This window comes from Salipiger marinus, from assembly GCF_900100085.1.
GTDB classification, from domain to species: Bacteria; Pseudomonadota; Alphaproteobacteria; order Rhodobacterales; family Rhodobacteraceae; genus Salipiger; species Salipiger marinus.
The window spans coordinates 1-16,006 of record NZ_FNEJ01000008.1; the positions used below are offsets into that span (position 1 = coordinate 1).

The window sequence follows — 16,006 nt, forward strand, 5'->3', positions numbered from 1 at the left end:
GGCCCAGCGGGCGGCCATCAGCGCCATGAGCTGGTCGCCATCGGCCACGGCGCCGGTCTCGTCGATGAGGATCACCCGGTCGGCATCGCCGTCAAGGCAGATGCCCACATCCGCGCCATGGGCCAGCACCGCCTCGGCGGCGGCCTGCGGGCGGGTGGAGCCGCAATTGTCGTTGATGTTGAGCCCGTTGGGCGTGGTGCCCACCGGCACCACCTCGGCGCCCAGTTCCCACAGCACCTCGGGGGCGGCGCGATAGGCGGCGCCATTGGCGCAGTCGATCACCACCTTCATGCCGTCCAGCCGCATGCCTTGCGGAAAGCTGGATTTCACCCGTTCCTGATAGCGGAAGCGGCCGTCGTCGATGCGGCGGGCGCGGCCGATATTGCCAGCCTGCGCGGGCTGCACCCCGGCCTCGATCAGCGCCTCGATCTCGGTTTCGGCCTCGTCGGACAGCTTGAACCCGTCGGGGCCGAAGAACTTGATGCCGTTGTCATGGGCAGGATTGTGCGAGGCGGAGATCATGATCCCCACATCGGCCCGCATCGACGGGGTCAGCAGCCCCACCGCCGGGGTGGGCACCGGACCTAGCAGCAGCACGCTCATGCCGGTGGAGGTCAGGCCCGCCGTCAGCGCGGTTTCGAACATGTAGCCCGACAGGCGGGTGTCCTTGCCGATCACCACCCGGTGCGTGCCGCCGGATTCGCGGCGGAAATAGCGGCCCGCCGCGGCGCCGATGGCCAGCGCCATCTGGGCGGTCATGGGATGGGCATTGGCGGTGCCGCGCACCCCGTCTGTCCCGAAGAGCTTGCGAGTCACGGCTTTTCTCCTTCATGTTCGACAGCCTGCCACAGCGCGAGCGCCTGACGGGTCTCTGCAACGTCATGTACGCGGATCACCTGCGCCCCCTGCGCCACGGCGGCCAGCGCCAGCGCAAGGGACCCGGGCGCGCGGTCGGCGGGGCGGGGCGCGCCGCCGATGCGCCCCACGAAGCCCTTGCGCGACACCCCCACCAGCAGCCCGCAGCCCAGCCCGTGGAAGATCGACAGCCCCCGCAGCAGCGCGAGGTTCTGCGCCTCGGTCTTGGCAAAGCCGATGCCGGGATCGACCAGCACCTGACCGCGCGGCAGGCCGAGGTTTTCCAGCATGGCAAGCTGGGTCTCCAGAAACTCATAGACCTCCAGCAGCACGTCCTCGTAGCCGGTCAGCTCGCGCATGGTCTCGGGCGTGCCCCGGCTGTGCATGATGCAGACGGGCAGGCCCAGTTCCGCCACGCTGCGCGCCATGTCGGGATCGAAGCACAGGCCCGAGACATCGTTGATCAGCGCGGCGCCCGCGCGGGCGGCGGCGCGGGCCACAGCGGCCTTGCGGGTGTCGACCGAGACGGGCGCGCCGGGCAGCGCCTCCAGCACCGGCAGCAGGCGGGCCAGTTCTTCGGCCTGCGGCACTTCGGCGGCGCCGGGGCGGGTGCTTTCGGCGCCGATATCCAGCAGATCGGCGCCCGCGGCCAGAAGCGCGCGGCCCCGGGCCGCGGCCTCGGTGGCGGAGGCATCAAGCCCGCCATCGGAAAAGCTGTCGGGGGTGACGTTGAGGATGCCCATGATCCGCGGCACATCAAGGCTGAGCCCCGCCAGCGCCGGGCGCGGCGCGGTGAGCCGGGCCAGCACCTCGGGCGGCAGGTCGCGGGCGGGCACGCGCTGCGGCGGCTGGCCGGGCTGGTGCAGGGCGCAATGGGTGAACCAGCGCGGCCCTGCGGCCAGAGGCTGGGCGTCCTCGGGGCGGGGGGCGTCGCTGCGGACAAGCGGGCGGTAGCGTTTGGTCATGGCCGTGCTGTGCCGCAGCGCGCGCCGCTTGGCAAGCGGGGGCCGGGGGCGCCTAGCGCGCGGTGTTTCCGACTGTTACAGCGCGGGCGGGCACCGGCGCGTCGGCGGGCAGGGTTTCGCCGATCACCACCAGTTCGCGTGCCTCCATCAGGCCCGCGAACCATGCCGCCAGATCCAGCGGCGCCTCGGGATGGGCGCGGCTGCCCTGCGGCGTGTCGAGCACGATCTTGGACGGCGCCCAGAGGCTGATCTGGCCGTTGCGCATCGCCCAGTCCAGTTCGGTGCGGGTGGCCACCACCTTGGCGCGGGGATCGCGCGCCGCGAGCCGCCAGCCGTTCTGTTCGATGGCCAGCAGGTCGACGCGGCGCTGCGCCAGCGGGTGCCCGGCCTGCGGGCGCGGCCCGTCGGGCAGGTCGACGCAGAGCACCAGCGGCGCGCCATCGGCCTTGGCCTCGTCGATCCAGCGCGGGAGGGCGGCATCGTCGATCGCGGCATTGGACAGGTAGACCACGCGCGGATGCGGGCGGGCGCGGGCGGCATCCGCCGCCTCGCCCGCGCGGCGCGCTTCGGGGGCGGCGCGCACGATCTCCACCCCCAGCGCGCCGGGGCCCCGGTCCAGCTTTTCGATCCGCACGAAGGCGCGCATGGCCTGCGGTTCCAGCAGGATGCGTTCGGCGATGCGTTCGGCCAGCGTTTCCAGCAGGTTGACCCGTTCGGCGGCCAGTTCCAGCGCGATGGCCTCGGTCACCTTGTCATAGGACAGGATGCGGTCGACATCGTCTTCCAGCGGGCCGGTGCCAGACCGCACCTCCACCACGATGTTGAAGCGCACGCGCTGGGTGTGGCCACGTTCGGCCTGAAACGCGCCGATCTCGACCTCGACCACATGGTCGCGCAGCGAGATGCGGTCGCGGGGCGCCTCGTCCGCGGTGGCGATGGCGCGTTCCGCAGGATGGGCAAAGGCAAGGCGGATTTCATCGGCCATGGGCGGCTCCGGGGCTGGGCTTTGCGGCCTTCTAGCAGCCCGCAGAGGCCGGGGCGAGACCGCCCGCGGCACCTTTGCCCGCAAAAGCGGCGCCTAGTTGCTGCTGACGCGCACGGCGGCGCGGTAGAACAGATGCTCGCCGATTTCGGCGGTCCGGGTGAAGGCGCGCGACCAGCTCGGCCGGACGGCGGTGGTGTGGTAGAAGGTGGCGCCTTTGGTCAGGGCGCGCGGCGCGCCGGACAGCACCGCCTGCGCCACCTTGGAGACCCGGTCCCACGCGGCGGGTTCGTGGATCTGCTCAGGTTGGCCGTCGCAGGTATAGCTGAACTGGCATGCATGTTTGCGCCCTGTGCCCTGCTTGACCACGGCGCAGACGGTGGAGGGAAAGCGCGGGCTGTCGACGCGGTTCATGATGACCTCGGCCACCGCGAACTGGCCCTTCAGCGTCTCGCCGCGCGCTTCGAAATACAGCGCCTCTGCCAGACAGTGCAGCTGCGCGCCGCCGCTGGCGCGAGGCTGGCTGGCCAGCCAGCCGGCATCATAGGACAGGCCATGGGCGCCCGTGGCGGAGGCCTTGGTGACAAGGTGCTGCATCCGGTCGGAGCGGGCAGCGAGGCTGCGCTGTTCCAGCTCCAGCAGGCGGCCCATGCTGGCCTGAGGGCGTTCGGCAAAAGCCGGGGGGGTGGCGGCACAAAACACCGCCAAGGCTGCGGCAATAGCTCGTAGCATTCTCGGGTCTCTCGCATGTGGGGGTTGGCAGCCGTGAACTGCCAAAATCTCGGGCGCTTTTACAAAACTGTCGTCATCCCGTCCACCCGAAGGCAAACGGTGCATGGGCGCACAACAGGCCAAATACAGCCAGAATCGGCGGATTCACGCCGCTACTCAGCGTCAGGTTGTGCCGAGCTTGTCCCGGATTGCCAGCTGCGCCGCAGCCAGCCGGGCGACCGGCACCCGGAACGGCGAGCAGCTGACATAGTCGATTCCCGCCTCGCGGCAGAAGGCGATCGATTCGGGATCGCCGCCATGCTCGCCGCAGATGGACAGCATGATGCCGCCATTGCCGCGCCGCCCGCGTTCGACCCCGATGCGGATCAGCTCTCCGACACCATCGGCATCCAGCCGGTGGAACGGATCTTCGGGGAAGACGCCCTGCTGGACGTAATGCGACATGAACCGCCCGGCATCGTCGCGCGACAGGCCATAGGTCATCTGCGTCAGGTCATTGGTGCCGAAGGACATGAAATGCGCGTGCTGCGCGATCTCGTCGGCGCGCAGGCAGGCGCGGGGCGTTTCCACCATCACCCCCAGCGAATATTCGAATTCGCGCCCGCGCTCGTTGCGCACCGCTGCCGCCACGGCGTCGATGCGGGTGCGCACCAGTTCCACCTCGCGCATGGCCGAGACGAGCGGCAGCATGATCTCCGGCACCACGGGCGCGCCGTCCTTGGAGGCATCCAGCGTCGCCTCGAAGATGGCGCGGGCCTGCATGTCGTAAATCTCGGGGATGGCGATGCCCAGCCGGACGCCGCGCATGCCCAGCATGGGGTTGTATTCGCCCATGCTTTCCACCCGCCGCGTCACGTCGGAGACGGGCAGATCCAGCGCTTCGGCCAGATCGCGCAGCCCGGCGCGGTCGGTGGGCAGGAATTCATGCAGCGGCGGATCGAACAGCCGGATGCAGACCGGCATGCCTTCCATGATGCGGAACAGTTCGGTGAAATCGGCGCGCTGCATCGGCAGCAGCCGGGCCAGCGCGGTTTTCCGGTCTTCGGGGCTGTCGGCGAAGATCATCTCGCGCATGGGGGTGATGCGCTCCGCCTCGAAGAACATGTGTTCGGTGCGGCAGAGCCCGATGCCCTGCGCCGCAAAATTCCGGGCGGTGGCGGCATCGGCGGGGGTGTCGGCATTGGCGCGGATGCCGATGTCGCGCTCGGCATCGGCCCAGGACATCAGCGTCTGGAAGGCGTCGTCCAGCGCCGCCTCCACCATCTGCGGCGCACCTGCCAGCACCTGCCCAGAGGTGCCGTCGACGGTCAGGATGTCGCCCTCGCGAAAGCGCCGCCCGTCCTCGGACAGCAGCACCCGGTCCGACAGGCGAAAGCCCATGCGCGCCGCCCCCACCACGCAGGGCAGGCCCAGCCCGCGCCCGATCACCGCCGCGTGGCTGGTGACGCCGCCGCGTTCGGTCAGCACGGCGGCGGCGGCATGCATGCCGCGCACATCCTCGGGCGAGGTTTCGCGGCGCACCAGAATGCACGGCTCGCCCCGCGCCGCCGCCGCCTGCGCCTCGGAGGAGGAGAACACGATCCTGCCAGTGGCAGCCCCGGGGGAGGCGGCGACGCCGCGCCCGATCACGTCGCGCTGCGCGTCGGGCGCGATCTGGCGGTGCAGCAGTTCGGACAGGCCACGCGGTTCGACCCGCATCACCGCCTCCTGCCGCGAGATCACGCCATCCTCGGCCAATTGCACCGCGATGCGCAGCGCCGCGCGCGAGGTGCGTTTCACCCGCACCCCGTCCAGAATGTGCAGGCGCCCGTTTTCCAGCGTGAATTCGATCTGCATTTCGGCGCGCAGCCGCTGCCGCGTCAGCCGGGCATGGGCTTTCAGCTGCTCGAACGCCTCGGGCGCCAGTTCTTCCATCGAGGGGCCGCGCGGATCCCGCTCCAGATACAGCGACTGGCCGTGTTTCAGCGCCTCGCGCCCCTGACTCTGGCTCAGATAGCGCCCGGTGATCTGCGGCAGGCCGGTTTCGGAATCCACCAGCTGCAGCACGCCAGAGCCGCATTCGCCCTGACCCAGACCCAGCGCCATTTCCTGCACCACCAGCCCCAGCCCCGCATCGACCGGCGCGCCCTTGGCCTGACGCAGCAGCCGCGCGGTGGTGCCTTCCCACGCGCGGGCCATGGTGCGCAGCACCTCGGCCAGCTGCCGGGCGGGATCCTGCGGAAACGGCTCCTCGGCCTCTTCCTCATAGGCGCGCAGCGCGTCGGACAGGCCCTGCTGCCCGGTGGTGGCGATGTCGTCGAACACGTCCGGATCAAGCCGCGCCACATGGATCGCATAACCCATGACGAAGCGCATATAGAGCGCGGAGGCGGCATCGGCGCCGATCCGGTCGGAAAATTCGACAAAGGCCGCGTCATTCATGCCGATGTTCAGCACCGAACCCGGCCCGCCCCAGTCCGGATCCTCCGACGAGGGCCGGACGCAGAGCAGCGCGCCCGGGCGGAACTGGTGCAGGATCGCGGCCACGTCGGGCATCTGGCCCTTGGCGATGCGGTGCACCGTCTGAAAGCTGAGCGCGACAGTGCGCGGCACCGGCAGGTCAAGCCGCACCAGCCGCTGCAGGCATTTTGCCCGCCCGCCATGGGTCGGCGTCGAGATCGGCGCCGAGGGGGTGATGAGCGTCACATGCGGGTCATCCGCCAGCATGTCGGGTCGGTGCGTATCGGGCATGGGTGCCCCCTGTTCTTCCGCAGTGCAGCATAACCCGGAAAAGGGTCCGCGCAATATCACCTTTGCGCGGTCAAGGTGGCGTTAACGCTCACAAAGGCAAGGGGCCCTGCGGCCTCAGCCTTCCAGCCGGGTCAGATCGGCCACCTGCAGGCAGATCTTGCGGATCCGGGCCAGCAGGTTCAGCCGGTTGCGCCGCACGATCTGGTTGTCGGCATTGACCTGCACCGCCGTGAAAAACGCATCGATCGGCGCGCGCAGGCTGGCCATGGCGGACATGGCGGCGGCAAAATCCTCGGCGGCCATGGCAGGGGCGATCCGCGCCTCTGCGGCGTCGAGGGCGGCGAACAGCGCGCGCTCTTCCTCGGTCTCGGTGAACTTGAGATCGGCGCCGAAGCTGTATTCGACCCCGTCCTTCTCCTCGGCCTGAGTGAGGATGTTGTTGGCCCGCTTGAAGCCCTGCACGAGGTTGGTGCCATCCTCGGATCCCATGAACCCCTGCAGCGCCCGCGCCCGCGCCACCACCAGCGCCAGATCATCGCTGCCCGGCATGGCAAGGCAGGCGTCGATCACGTCATGGCGGATGCCCTCGTCCTTCAGATGGACCTTGAGCCGGTCGTGGAAGAAGGCGAGGAGGTCGGCCGCGCAAGTTTCTGGAACAGAAAGAGTTCCTAAGACATTTTCTTGGGCAGTCTTTTCCGTAATATCGCCTTCGCTCCAAGGCTCTTTTAACATGGACAGCTGAAAGTTTCCTTGAACGTAGCTTTGATCCCAGTTCAAACCACCCGAATTACCTTGGTCAGAATCGGTCTCAATATACTTCGCCCAAAAACGTTTTTGTTCGGCGAGGTTCCTATAGAGGACTATGATAGACGATTCCACTTTCGAGCTCAGCGGCAGCCGCAGCCCATTCGCCAGCACCAGCCGGATCACGCCAAGGGCGGCGCGGCGGAGGGCGTAGGGGTCTTTGGAGCCGGTAGGTTTTTCGTCGATGGCCCAGAAGCCGGTGAGCGTGTCGAGCTTGTCGGCCAGCGCCACGGCGACGGAAACCGGGGCGGTGGGCACGCTGTCGGAGGGGCCAAGCGGCGAGTAATGCTCCTGTGCGGCGGCGGCGACCTCGGTCGGCAGGCCTGCGGCCTCGGCATAGTATCGGCCCATCAGCCCCTGCAGTTCGGGGAATTCATAGACCATCTCGGAGGAGAGATCCGCCTTGGCGACCCGTGCCGCCGTCTCTGCCAGATCGGCATCGGCGCCGACCATGGGGGCGATCTCGCGCGCCAGCGCCGCGATGCGGTCGATCCGCGCCTTCTGGCTGCCAAGCTTGTTGTGGAAGGTCACGTTGTCCAGCCGGTCGGTCCATGCGGCCAGCCCCGGCCCGCGCGCCACGCGCAGGTCGTTGTCCCAGAAGAACCGCGCATCCGACAGCCGCGCCGCCAGCACCTTGCGGTTGCCGGCAAGGATGGTGGCGCCGTGATCGGCGGTTTCGATATTGGCCACGGTGACGAAGCGTTCGATCCGCCCGGTGGCGGGGTTTTTCACCGAAAAGAACTTCTGATGCTCTTTCATCGAAGTCTGCAGCACCTCGGGCGGCAGGTGCAGGAAATCGGCGCCAATCTCTCCCATCAGCACCACGGGCCATTCCACCAGCCCTGCCACCTCGGCCAGCAGGCCGCGATCCTCGACCACCTCCAGCCCGGAGGCGAAGGCGCGGTTGGTGGCGTCATGCCAGATCGCCTCGGCGCGTTCCTCGGGGTTCAGGATCACGAAGGCGCGTTTCAGCTTGGCCTCGTAATCCTCGAAGCTGCTGACAGTGAAGGGCGCGCCGCCCATGAAGCGGTGGCCTTCGGTGACATTGCCCGCCTCGATGCCGTCCACGGTCAGCGGCACCACCTCGGCGCCCGCTTCGGTGGTCAGCACGCAGAGGATGCGGTGCAGCGGACGGACCCAGCGCAGCGATCCCGCGCCCCAGCGCATGGATTTGGGCCAAGGGAAGCTGCGGATCACCCGCTCCAGCACCTCGGCCACGATCTCGGGCGCGGGGCGGCCGGGCTTTTCGATCAGCGCGAACAGCACGGCGCCCTTCTTGTCCTCGCGGATCTCGCATTGCTCGCGCGTGACACCGGCGCCGCGCAGGAAGCCCTCGATGGCCTTTTCCGGCGCGTCGGCCTTGGGTCCGCGGCGTTCCTCGCGCGTGGCGGGGGAGGCGGCCAGCAGCCCCTCGATGGCCAGCGTCAGGCGGCGCGGCGTGGAAAAGGCGGCGGCCCCGGCATAGGTCAGACCGGCCTCTACCAGACCGTCCGTCACCAGCGCCTTCAGATCCTCGGCGGCGCGCCGCTGCATGCGGGCGGGGATTTCCTCGGAGAAGAGTTCGATCAGCAGGTCGGGCATGGGGTCACCAGATCAGAGGTCGTTGGCCGGGATACCGCCGCAGAGGGCGGAGGTCCAGCGTTTGCAGGGTCAGTCGCGCGGGGGGCAGTCCTCGCCCAGCGGGGTGCCGTCATAGGCCTTGTCGCCGCAGTCGTTGACTTCTTCCCAGACATAGCCGCGGCCATCTTCGGTGATGGCCACCACGCGGTCGATGCCGAATTCGATGTTGCGCTGCCCGGTGAAGACGCGGGCGCGCCCGTCGGCGATCTGTTCGCCGATGCTGTCGCTGTCGAAACAGGTGAACCAGAACGGCGCGTTGCGGGGGGCGGCGCCCTCGTAACCCTCATAGCGCGCGTCAAGCTCGGAGAGCGTCAGGTCGGTGTCGAAACAGGCGCGGTAGCGGATCGGCGAGGAGGAGGCGTCGATGCCGTCAAACCCGGTGGTGGCGATGGGTTCGGGCGCGCCCCCGTCCAGCGGTGTCAGCGCCACCTGCGCCTCTTCGGCGGGGATGTCGACGTAATAGTAATAGACCTGCGCATACCAGACCACGGCGCCAAAGATCAGCGCCGCGCCAAGGATGCCAAGCCCGAGGATCTTGCCGGTCATGCGGGCATGTCCGCGGCATCGGCGGTCCAGCCGCCCGCTTCGGTGGTGACGAAGGCATCGGCGCAGCGTTTGGCCAGCGCCCGCACCCGCCCGATATAGGCCTGCCGTTCGGTGACGGAGATCACGCCGCGCGCGTCAAGCAGGTTGAACAGGTGGCTGGCCTTGATGCACTGGTCATAGGCGGGATGCGCCATGACGATGCGGCGCCCGGTCTTGGGATCGGTGGCGGGCGCGTCAAGGATGCGGGCGCATTCGGCCTCGGCATCCTCGAAATGCGCCAGCAGCATCGCGGTGTCGGCCTGATCGAAATTCCAGCGCGAATATTCCTGTTCGGTCTGGCGGAACACGTCGCCATAGCGCAGCGCGATGGGCGACTGCGGGTCGTTGAAGGGCATGTCCATGACGTGATCCACGCCCAGCACATACATGGCCAGCCGTTCCAGACCATAGGTCAGCTCGCCCGACACGGGCGTGCAGTCATGCCCGCCGACCTGCTGGAAATAGGTGAACTGCGACACTTCCATGCCGTCGCACCAGACCTCCCAGCCCAGCCCCCATGCGCCCAGCGTCGGGCTTTCCCAGTCATCCTCGACAAAGCGCACGTCATGCAGGGCAAGGTCGATGCCGATGGCCTCGAGCGAGCCCAGATAGAGCGCCTGCAGATCCGGCGGGCTCGGTTTGATCAGCACCTGAAACTGGTAGTAATGCTGCAGGCGGTTGGGGTTTTCGCCATAGCGCCCGTCGGTGGGGCGGCGTGAGGGCTGCACATAGGCGGCAGCCCATGCGCGCGATCCCAGCGCCCGCAGCGTGGTGGCGGGGTGAAAGGTGCCCGCGCCCACCTCCATGTCATAGGGCTGCAGCACGGCGCAGCCTTTGCCCGCCCAATAGGTCTGAAGTCGCAGGAGGATTTCCTGAAAACTGCGCGGCTTGGCGGTCTGGGTCATGTCCGGGGCTCCCGTCTTGCGGTCGGCTGTCTGCTTAAGCGGCTGCGCGTCAAGGGTCAATGCGCCCGTCTGACCCTTTTTTGAGGTGACGCCCCGGGTCGGTCTGGTAAACAGATCGGTGAACAAAACAAAGAAATTCGAGGCCTGAGGGGCAAGTCCTGGTATGTTACGATCCATTCTGAAGGCAGGTGTGCTGGCATTGGTGCTGGCGCAGGGGGCTGCCGCGCAGGAGCGCGCGCGCGTCTATATCCAGATCGAGGCGCAGCCGAGCCTGAGCGAAGCCGAAACCAGCCTGCGGGGCTATGCCTCGGCGCTGCCGGATGTGAACGGGTTTGTCCTTGGCGGCGGCTGGTATGGCATAGCACTTGGCCCCTATGAGCCGTCCGAGGCGGCGGATCTGCTGCGTGGCCTGCGCCAGCAGGGCCGGGTGCCGGGCGATTCCTACCTTGCCGGAGAGAGCGAATACGGGCGGCAGTTCTGGCCGGTGGGGGCGGGCCTCGGGTCGTCCTCCGGCACCTCTGGCACCGAGCCGCCGGTGGCGCAGAGCGTGACGCAGGTGCCGGTCACCTCCGCCCCGCTGGGCGAGACCGCGGCGCTGCCCGAGGCACCTCAGGCGGCAGAGGCGCCCGAGGCGGCAGAGGTGGATCCGCTGTTTGATCCCGAAACCCCCGCCGAGGCCCGCCGCAGCGAGGCGGGCCTGACCGGCGAAGACCGCCGGATGCTGCAGGTGGCGCTAGAATGGTCGGGGCATTACGCGGCGGCCATCGACGGTGCCTTCGGGCAGGGCACCCGCGGCGCCATGGCCGACTGGCAGCGCGCAAACGGGCTGGAGGTGACGGGCGTGCTGACAACGCGCCAGCGTGAGCGGCTGCTGGGCCAGTATAACGCCGTGCTGGAGGGCATGGACATGACGCCGGTGCGCGACGACCGCGCGGGCATCGCCATCGACCTGCCCATGGGCGCCGTGGCGCGCGACCGGGTCGAGTCGCCCTTCGTGATCTTTGGGTCAGGCGGCGTCGAGGGTGCGCAGGTGCTGCTGATCAGCGAGCCGGGCGACCGCGACACGCTGTGGGGCCTTTACGAGATCATGCAGACGCTGGAGATCGTGCCGCTGACCGGCGAGCGGTCGCGGCGCAATGACGGCTTCGTGCTGACCGGCGCCAACAGCCGCATCACCAGCCATACCGAGGTTGGCCTGCAGGACGGCCAGATCAAGGGCTGGACGCTGGTCTGGCCCGCAGGCGACGAGGAGCGCCGCGCCCGGATCCTTGGCCGGATGCAGGCAAGCTTCGAGCGGCTGTCCGGCGTGCTTGATCCGGCGCAGGTCAGCGATGACGGGCAGGCGCTGGATCTGGTCTCGGGCCTGCCGGTGCGGCGCCCGCGCGACGTGGCGGCGGGGTTCTTCGTGGACGGGCAGGGCGCGGTGCTGACCTCTGCCGCGGCGGTGTCGGGCTGCGGGCGCGTCACGCTGGATGGCGGCCATGTGGCGCGGGTGGTCCAGCAGGACGACGCACTGGGCGTGGCGCTGCTGCGCCCCGACGCGGCGCTGGCCCCGCGCGGCGTGGCGCGGCTGCGCGCCAGCCTGCCGCGGCTGCGCTCCGAAGTGGCGGTGGCGGGTTATCCTTTCGGCGGGGTGCTGAGCGCGCCCACGCTGACCTTCGGCGCGCTGGCGGAAACGCAGGGGCTTGGCGGCGAGGAGCGGCTGGCGCGGCTTGATCTGTCCGCCTCTGCCGGGGATGCGGGCGGGCCGGTGCTGGATGCGGGCGGCGCCGTGCTGGGCCTGCTGATGCCGCGCGGCGATGCGGCGCGGCAGCTGCCCGAAGAGGTGGCCTTTGCCACCGATGCCGAGGCGCTGCTGGCCTTCCTGCGCAGCGCCGGGATCCGGGGCAGCGAAAGCGCGGGCGAGGGCGTGATCGCCCCCGAAGACCTGACCGACGTGGCCCGCGCCATGACGGTGATGGTCGGCTGCTGGGACTGAGCCCGGGGGTTTTGCCCCCGGATCATAGTCTGAGGGGGCTTTGCCCCCTCGGGCCGCGGGCGGCCCTCACCCCCAGGATATTTTCGCCAAGAAGAAGCCGGAGATGTGATAGGCTCGCGCGCGTGCTGCCGCTTGCCCCAGACCCGCAATTGCGGCAGGGGAGAGCGCAGGTTCGGGCGCGAAGGAGCGACAGATGGATTATGGAAAGACCGGGGCGGGCAAGCCCGCCAAGAATGCGCCGCGCTTCAAGCCGGGGGCGGACAAGCCCGAGGGCAAGGATGCGCGCGGCGGCAAGGCCAGCAAGGAAGAGCTGCTGGCGCGGATGAAGGCGGCAGCCGAGGCCCGCAAATCCGAGTGAGGCGCAGGGCCTGCGGCCCATGAAAAAGGCGCGGGGGATTCCCGCGCCTTTGGTCTGTCCGCAGCAGGCGGATCAGTTCTTCGACTTGTCGACCATCTTGCCGGCAGAGATCCACGGCATCATGCCGCGCAGCTTTTCGCCGGTCGCTTCGATCTGATGCTCGTCGTTGATGCGGCGGGTCGCCTTGAACGACGGCTGGCCCACGGCGTTTTCCAGCATGAAGTCGCGCACGAACTTGCCCGACTGGATGTCGGTCAGAACGGCTTTCATCCGGGCCTTGGTTTCGTCATAGGGCAGGATGCGCGGGCCGGAGACGTATTCGCCGTATTCCGCGGTGTTCGAGATCGAGTAGTTCATGTTGGCGATGCCGCCTTCGTAGATCAGGTCCACGATCAGCTTCACTTCGTGCAGGCACTCGAAATAGGCCATTTCGGGCGCGTAGCCAGCTTCGACCAGCGTCTCGAAGCCCATGCGGATCAGCTCCACCAGACCGCCGCAGAGCACGGCCTGTTCGCCGAAGAGATCGGTTTCGCATTCTTCGCGGAAGTTGGTCTCGATGATGCCGGAGCGGCCGCCGCCGATGGCGGAGCAGTAGGACAGGCCGATTTCCAGCGCGCGGCCCGAGGCGTCGTTGTTCACGGCCACAAGGCAGGGCACGCCGCCGCCTTTGGTGTATTCGCCGCGCACGGTGTGGCCGGGGCCCTTGGGCGCCATCATGATGACGTCGACGCCGGGCTTCGGCTCGATCAGGCCGAAATGCACGTTCAGGCCATGGGCGAACGCGATGGCCGCGCCTTCGCGCAGGTTGTCATGCACGTATTTCTTGTAGGTCTCGGCCTGAAGTTCGTCGGGCATGGTGAACATGATCAGGTCGCACCAAGCGGCGGCTTCGGCGATGCCCATGACCTGCAGGCCTTCGGCTTCTGCCTTCTTGGCGGAGGCGGAGCCTTCGCGCAGCGCGACCACGAGGTTGCGGGCGCCCGAATCGCGCAGGTTCAGCGCATGGGCGTGGCCCTGGCTGCCATAGCCAAGGATCGCCACTTTCTTGTCCTTGATCAGGTTGATGTCGCAATCGCGGTCATAATAAACGCGCATGTGTCTCTCCTTCCGGTGTTGTGGCGGGCACCATAGCCAGCGCGGCGCGAGATCGATTGCGTTCTTCTTGCGGATTTCCCTGATTGCTGCGATTTCATTCGCCATTGTGATGAAAGACGGAAAAATCATGCTGGATGACACGGACCGGCGCATCCTGCGCCAGTATCAGGCGGCCCCGGATCTGCCCGGCGCGGATCTGGCCGACCGGGCCGGGGTCACGCCCTCGACCCTTGCCCGGCGGCTGGGGCTGATGCGCGAGGCGGGGGTGCTGCGCGGCACGCGCGGCGTGATCCACTGGCCCGCTCTGGGCTATGAGGTGGAGGTGTCGCTGCGGGTGACGCTGGACAAGACCGCGCCGCGCGCCTTCGATGACTTCATCGCGGCGGCGCGCGAGGTGCCGGAGGTGATCGAGATCCAGACCTTTCTGGGATCCATCGACGTGCGGCTGGCGGTGATCGCCCGCGATCTGGGCCATTACCAGACCGTCTACCGCTCCCGGCTGCTGACCCTGCCGCATATCGCCGATATCGAGGCGCTGATGCATGTGGCGCTGGTGAAATCCGACGAGACGGTGCCGCTGTGAGCGTGGCGCTGGACGAGACCGACCGCGCGCTGATCCGGGCATTGGCCGAGGATGCGGGGGCGAGCGCTGGCGCGCTGGGGCGCCGCTTTGGCCTGTCGCAGCCCGCCTGCTGGCGGCGGATCCAGCGGCTGCGCGCGGCGGGGGTGTTCCGGCGGGCGCGGCTTGATCTGGATCTGGAACGGCTGGGCTTCGGCGTGACGGTGTTTCTGGGCATCCGGCTCGCCACCAAGGGCCGCGTCAGCCTTGAGGATTTTGAACGCGCGGTCAGCGCCATCCCCGAGGTGCAGATCGTCGAGCATGTGCTGGGCGCCTTCGATTACCGGCTGCGGGTGGTGGCGCGCGACCTGCCGGATTTCGAACGGGTGCTGCGGCGCCGGATCATGACCCTGCCCGGGGTCGGCCATGTGGAGGCGAACGTGATGCTGAGCGAGGAACGCCGCCCCGGCCCGCTGGGCTGAGACAATCGGGCTGAGACAATCGGAGGCTTTGCACCCGCCCGCCGGAGCGGATACCCCTGTGCCATCAGGATCGGGGCTGGCAGGAACCGGCCCTCAGCACAAGGAGAACGCCATGGCGCTGCGCAAGGATGTCGACCCCGAGGGGCTGGACGAATTTTCCGTGGTCTTCACCGACCGCTCGCTGAACCACATGTCGGCAGCCTTTCAGGAGGTGATGCGCGACATCTCCGCCGGGCTGCGCGAGGTCTATGGCGCAGAGGCGGTGGCGCTGGTGCCGGGGGGTGGCAGCGTCGGCATGGAGGCGGTGGCCCGGCAGTTCTCGCGCGGCGCCAAGGTGCTGGTGGTGCGCAACGGCTGGTTCTCCTTCCGCTGGAGCCAGATTCTCGAGGCCGGGGATCTCGCTGCCGAGGTGACGGTGATGAAGGCGCGCCCCAGCGGCAACGGGCTGCAGGCGCCCTTCGCCCCCGCACCCATCGAGGAAGTGGTGGCGCGCATCCGCGCCGAGGCGCCGCAGGTGGTGTTCGCGCCGCATGTGGAAACCTCTGCCGGGGTGATCCTGCCCGATGACTATATCGCCGCACTGGCCGAGGCCGCGCACGAGGTCGGCGCGCTGATGGTGCTGGACTGCATCGCCTCGGGCTGCGTCTGGGTCGACATGGCGCAGACCGGGGTGGATGTGCTGATCTCCGCCCCGCAGAAAGGCTGGAGCGCCACGCCCTGCGCCGGGCTGGTGATGCTGTCGGACCGGGCGCTGGCGCGGCTGGAAACGACGCAGTCCGACAGCTTCGCGCTGGATCTGAAGAAATGGCGGCAGATCATGGCCGCCTACGAGATGGGCGGCCATGCCTATCACGCGACCCTGCCCACCGACGGGCTGCGGATGTTCCGCGACGCCATGGCGGAAACCCGCGCCTTCGGCTTTCCAGAGGCCAAGGAAGCGCAATGGGAATTGGGGCGCCGGGTGCGCGCGCTGCTGGCCGCGCGCGGCGTGACCTCGGTCGCTGCCGAAGGCTTCGGCGCGCCGGGGGTGGTGGTGAGCTACACCACCGACCCCGAAATCCAGTCCGGCCGCGCTTTTGTCTCCGGTGGTGCGCAGATCGCGGCAGGCGTGCCGCTGCAATGCGACGAGGGCCCGGAGTTCTGCACCTTCCGGCTCGGCCTCTTCGGGCTCGACAAGCTGCGCGACGTGGACGGCACGGTGGCGCGGCTGGAGCGGGTGCTGGCGGAGGTTCTGCCGTCCTGAGCCAAGGCCGGGGGCGCTGCCCCCGGACCCCCGGGATATTTACAGTCAGAAGAAGAACAGAAGAGGTATTTTCGCCTCTTCTGACTAAAAATATCCCCGCCGGAGGCAGGCCT

General features: G+C 68.5%; 14 protein-coding genes. 5 read left to right on the forward strand and 9 right to left on the reverse strand.

The window, feature by feature from the left end:
* The 8 genes from BLR51_RS10370 to BLR51_RS10405 all read right to left on the reverse strand — a co-directional run.
* On the reverse strand, positions 1 to 816 hold an 816-nt coding region (locus BLR51_RS10370; RefSeq protein WP_511229354.1), incomplete at its 3' end, for a phosphohexomutase domain-containing protein.
* On the reverse strand, positions 813 to 1,820 hold the full coding sequence (gene folP, locus BLR51_RS10375; protein ID WP_089846608.1) for a dihydropteroate synthase: 1,008 nt from the start codon (positions 1,818 to 1,820) through the stop codon (positions 813 to 815). The genes folP and BLR51_RS10370, both read right to left, overlap by 4 nt.
* A 52-nt stretch (positions 1,821 to 1,872) precedes the next feature.
* Entirely contained in the window at positions 1,873 to 2,805 is a 933-nt protein-coding gene (locus tag BLR51_RS10380) for a dihydroneopterin aldolase (RefSeq protein ID WP_089846610.1), read from the reverse strand.
* A gap of 93 nt (positions 2,806 to 2,898) precedes the next feature.
* The gene (locus BLR51_RS10385; RefSeq protein ID WP_165616798.1) at positions 2,899 to 3,534 is read right to left on the reverse strand and encodes a cell wall hydrolase; all 636 of its coding nucleotides are present in this window, start codon (positions 3,532 to 3,534) and stop codon (positions 2,899 to 2,901) included.
* Between the two features lie 162 nt (positions 3,535 to 3,696).
* Positions 3,697 to 6,264: a putative PEP-binding protein gene (locus tag BLR51_RS10390; protein WP_089846614.1), complete on the reverse strand. Its 2,568-nt coding sequence runs from the start codon at positions 6,262 to 6,264 to the stop codon at positions 3,697 to 3,699.
* A 114-nt stretch (positions 6,265 to 6,378) separates the two neighbouring features.
* Positions 6,379 to 8,649, reverse strand: coding sequence for a glycine--tRNA ligase subunit beta (gene glyS, locus BLR51_RS10395; RefSeq protein ID WP_089846616.1), 2,271 nt, complete (start codon positions 8,647 to 8,649; stop codon positions 6,379 to 6,381).
* A gap of 69 nt (positions 8,650 to 8,718) precedes the next feature.
* On the reverse strand, positions 8,719 to 9,234 hold the full coding sequence (locus tag BLR51_RS10400; protein WP_089846618.1) for a DUF6446 family protein: 516 nt from the start codon (positions 9,232 to 9,234) through the stop codon (positions 8,719 to 8,721).
* A complete protein-coding gene (locus BLR51_RS10405; protein WP_089846620.1) occupies positions 9,231 to 10,178 on the reverse strand; it encodes a glycine--tRNA ligase subunit alpha in 948 nt (315 codons plus the stop codon). The genes BLR51_RS10400 and BLR51_RS10405 overlap by 4 nt, the downstream gene beginning before the upstream one ends.
* Positions 10,179 to 10,341: 163 nt before the next feature.
* Here BLR51_RS10405 and BLR51_RS10410 point away from each other — a divergent pair, with 163 nt between their 5' ends.
* Positions 10,342 to 12,156 (forward strand): serine protease, encoded by a 1,815-nt coding sequence (locus BLR51_RS10410; RefSeq protein WP_089846622.1) that lies wholly within the window; start codon positions 10,342 to 10,344, stop codon positions 12,154 to 12,156.
* Between the two features lie 193 nt (positions 12,157 to 12,349).
* Positions 12,350 to 12,514 carry a hypothetical protein gene (locus BLR51_RS27720; protein ID WP_165616799.1) on the forward strand — a complete coding sequence of 55 codons (165 nt, stop codon included), beginning with the start codon at positions 12,350 to 12,352 and terminating at the stop codon, positions 12,512 to 12,514.
* 72 nt (positions 12,515 to 12,586) lie between these two features.
* Here the strand turns inward: BLR51_RS27720 and ilvC are convergent, their stop codons facing one another.
* Positions 12,587 to 13,609 (reverse strand): ketol-acid reductoisomerase, encoded by a 1,023-nt coding sequence (ilvC, locus tag BLR51_RS10415; protein WP_089846625.1) that lies wholly within the window; start codon positions 13,607 to 13,609, stop codon positions 12,587 to 12,589.
* 127 nt (positions 13,610 to 13,736) lie between these two features.
* Here ilvC and BLR51_RS10420 point away from each other — a divergent pair, with 127 nt between their 5' ends.
* The 3 genes from BLR51_RS10420 to BLR51_RS10430 all read left to right on the forward strand — a co-directional run bounded on the left by BLR51_RS10420 (position 13,737) and on the right by BLR51_RS10430 (position 15,893).
* Complete coding sequence (locus tag BLR51_RS10420) at positions 13,737 to 14,192, forward strand: Lrp/AsnC family transcriptional regulator (protein WP_089846627.1); 456 nt, start codon at positions 13,737 to 13,739, stop codon at positions 14,190 to 14,192.
* Entirely contained in the window at positions 14,189 to 14,650 is a 462-nt protein-coding gene (locus tag BLR51_RS10425) for an Lrp/AsnC family transcriptional regulator (RefSeq protein WP_165616800.1), read from the forward strand. Before BLR51_RS10420 ends, BLR51_RS10425 begins: the two co-directional genes overlap by 4 nt.
* 112 nt (positions 14,651 to 14,762) lie before the next feature.
* Positions 14,763 to 15,893, forward strand: a complete 1,131-nt coding sequence (locus tag BLR51_RS10430) for an aminotransferase class V-fold PLP-dependent enzyme (protein WP_089846629.1) — start codon at positions 14,763 to 14,765, stop codon at positions 15,891 to 15,893.
* Positions 15,894 to 16,006 lie beyond the last annotated feature (113 nt).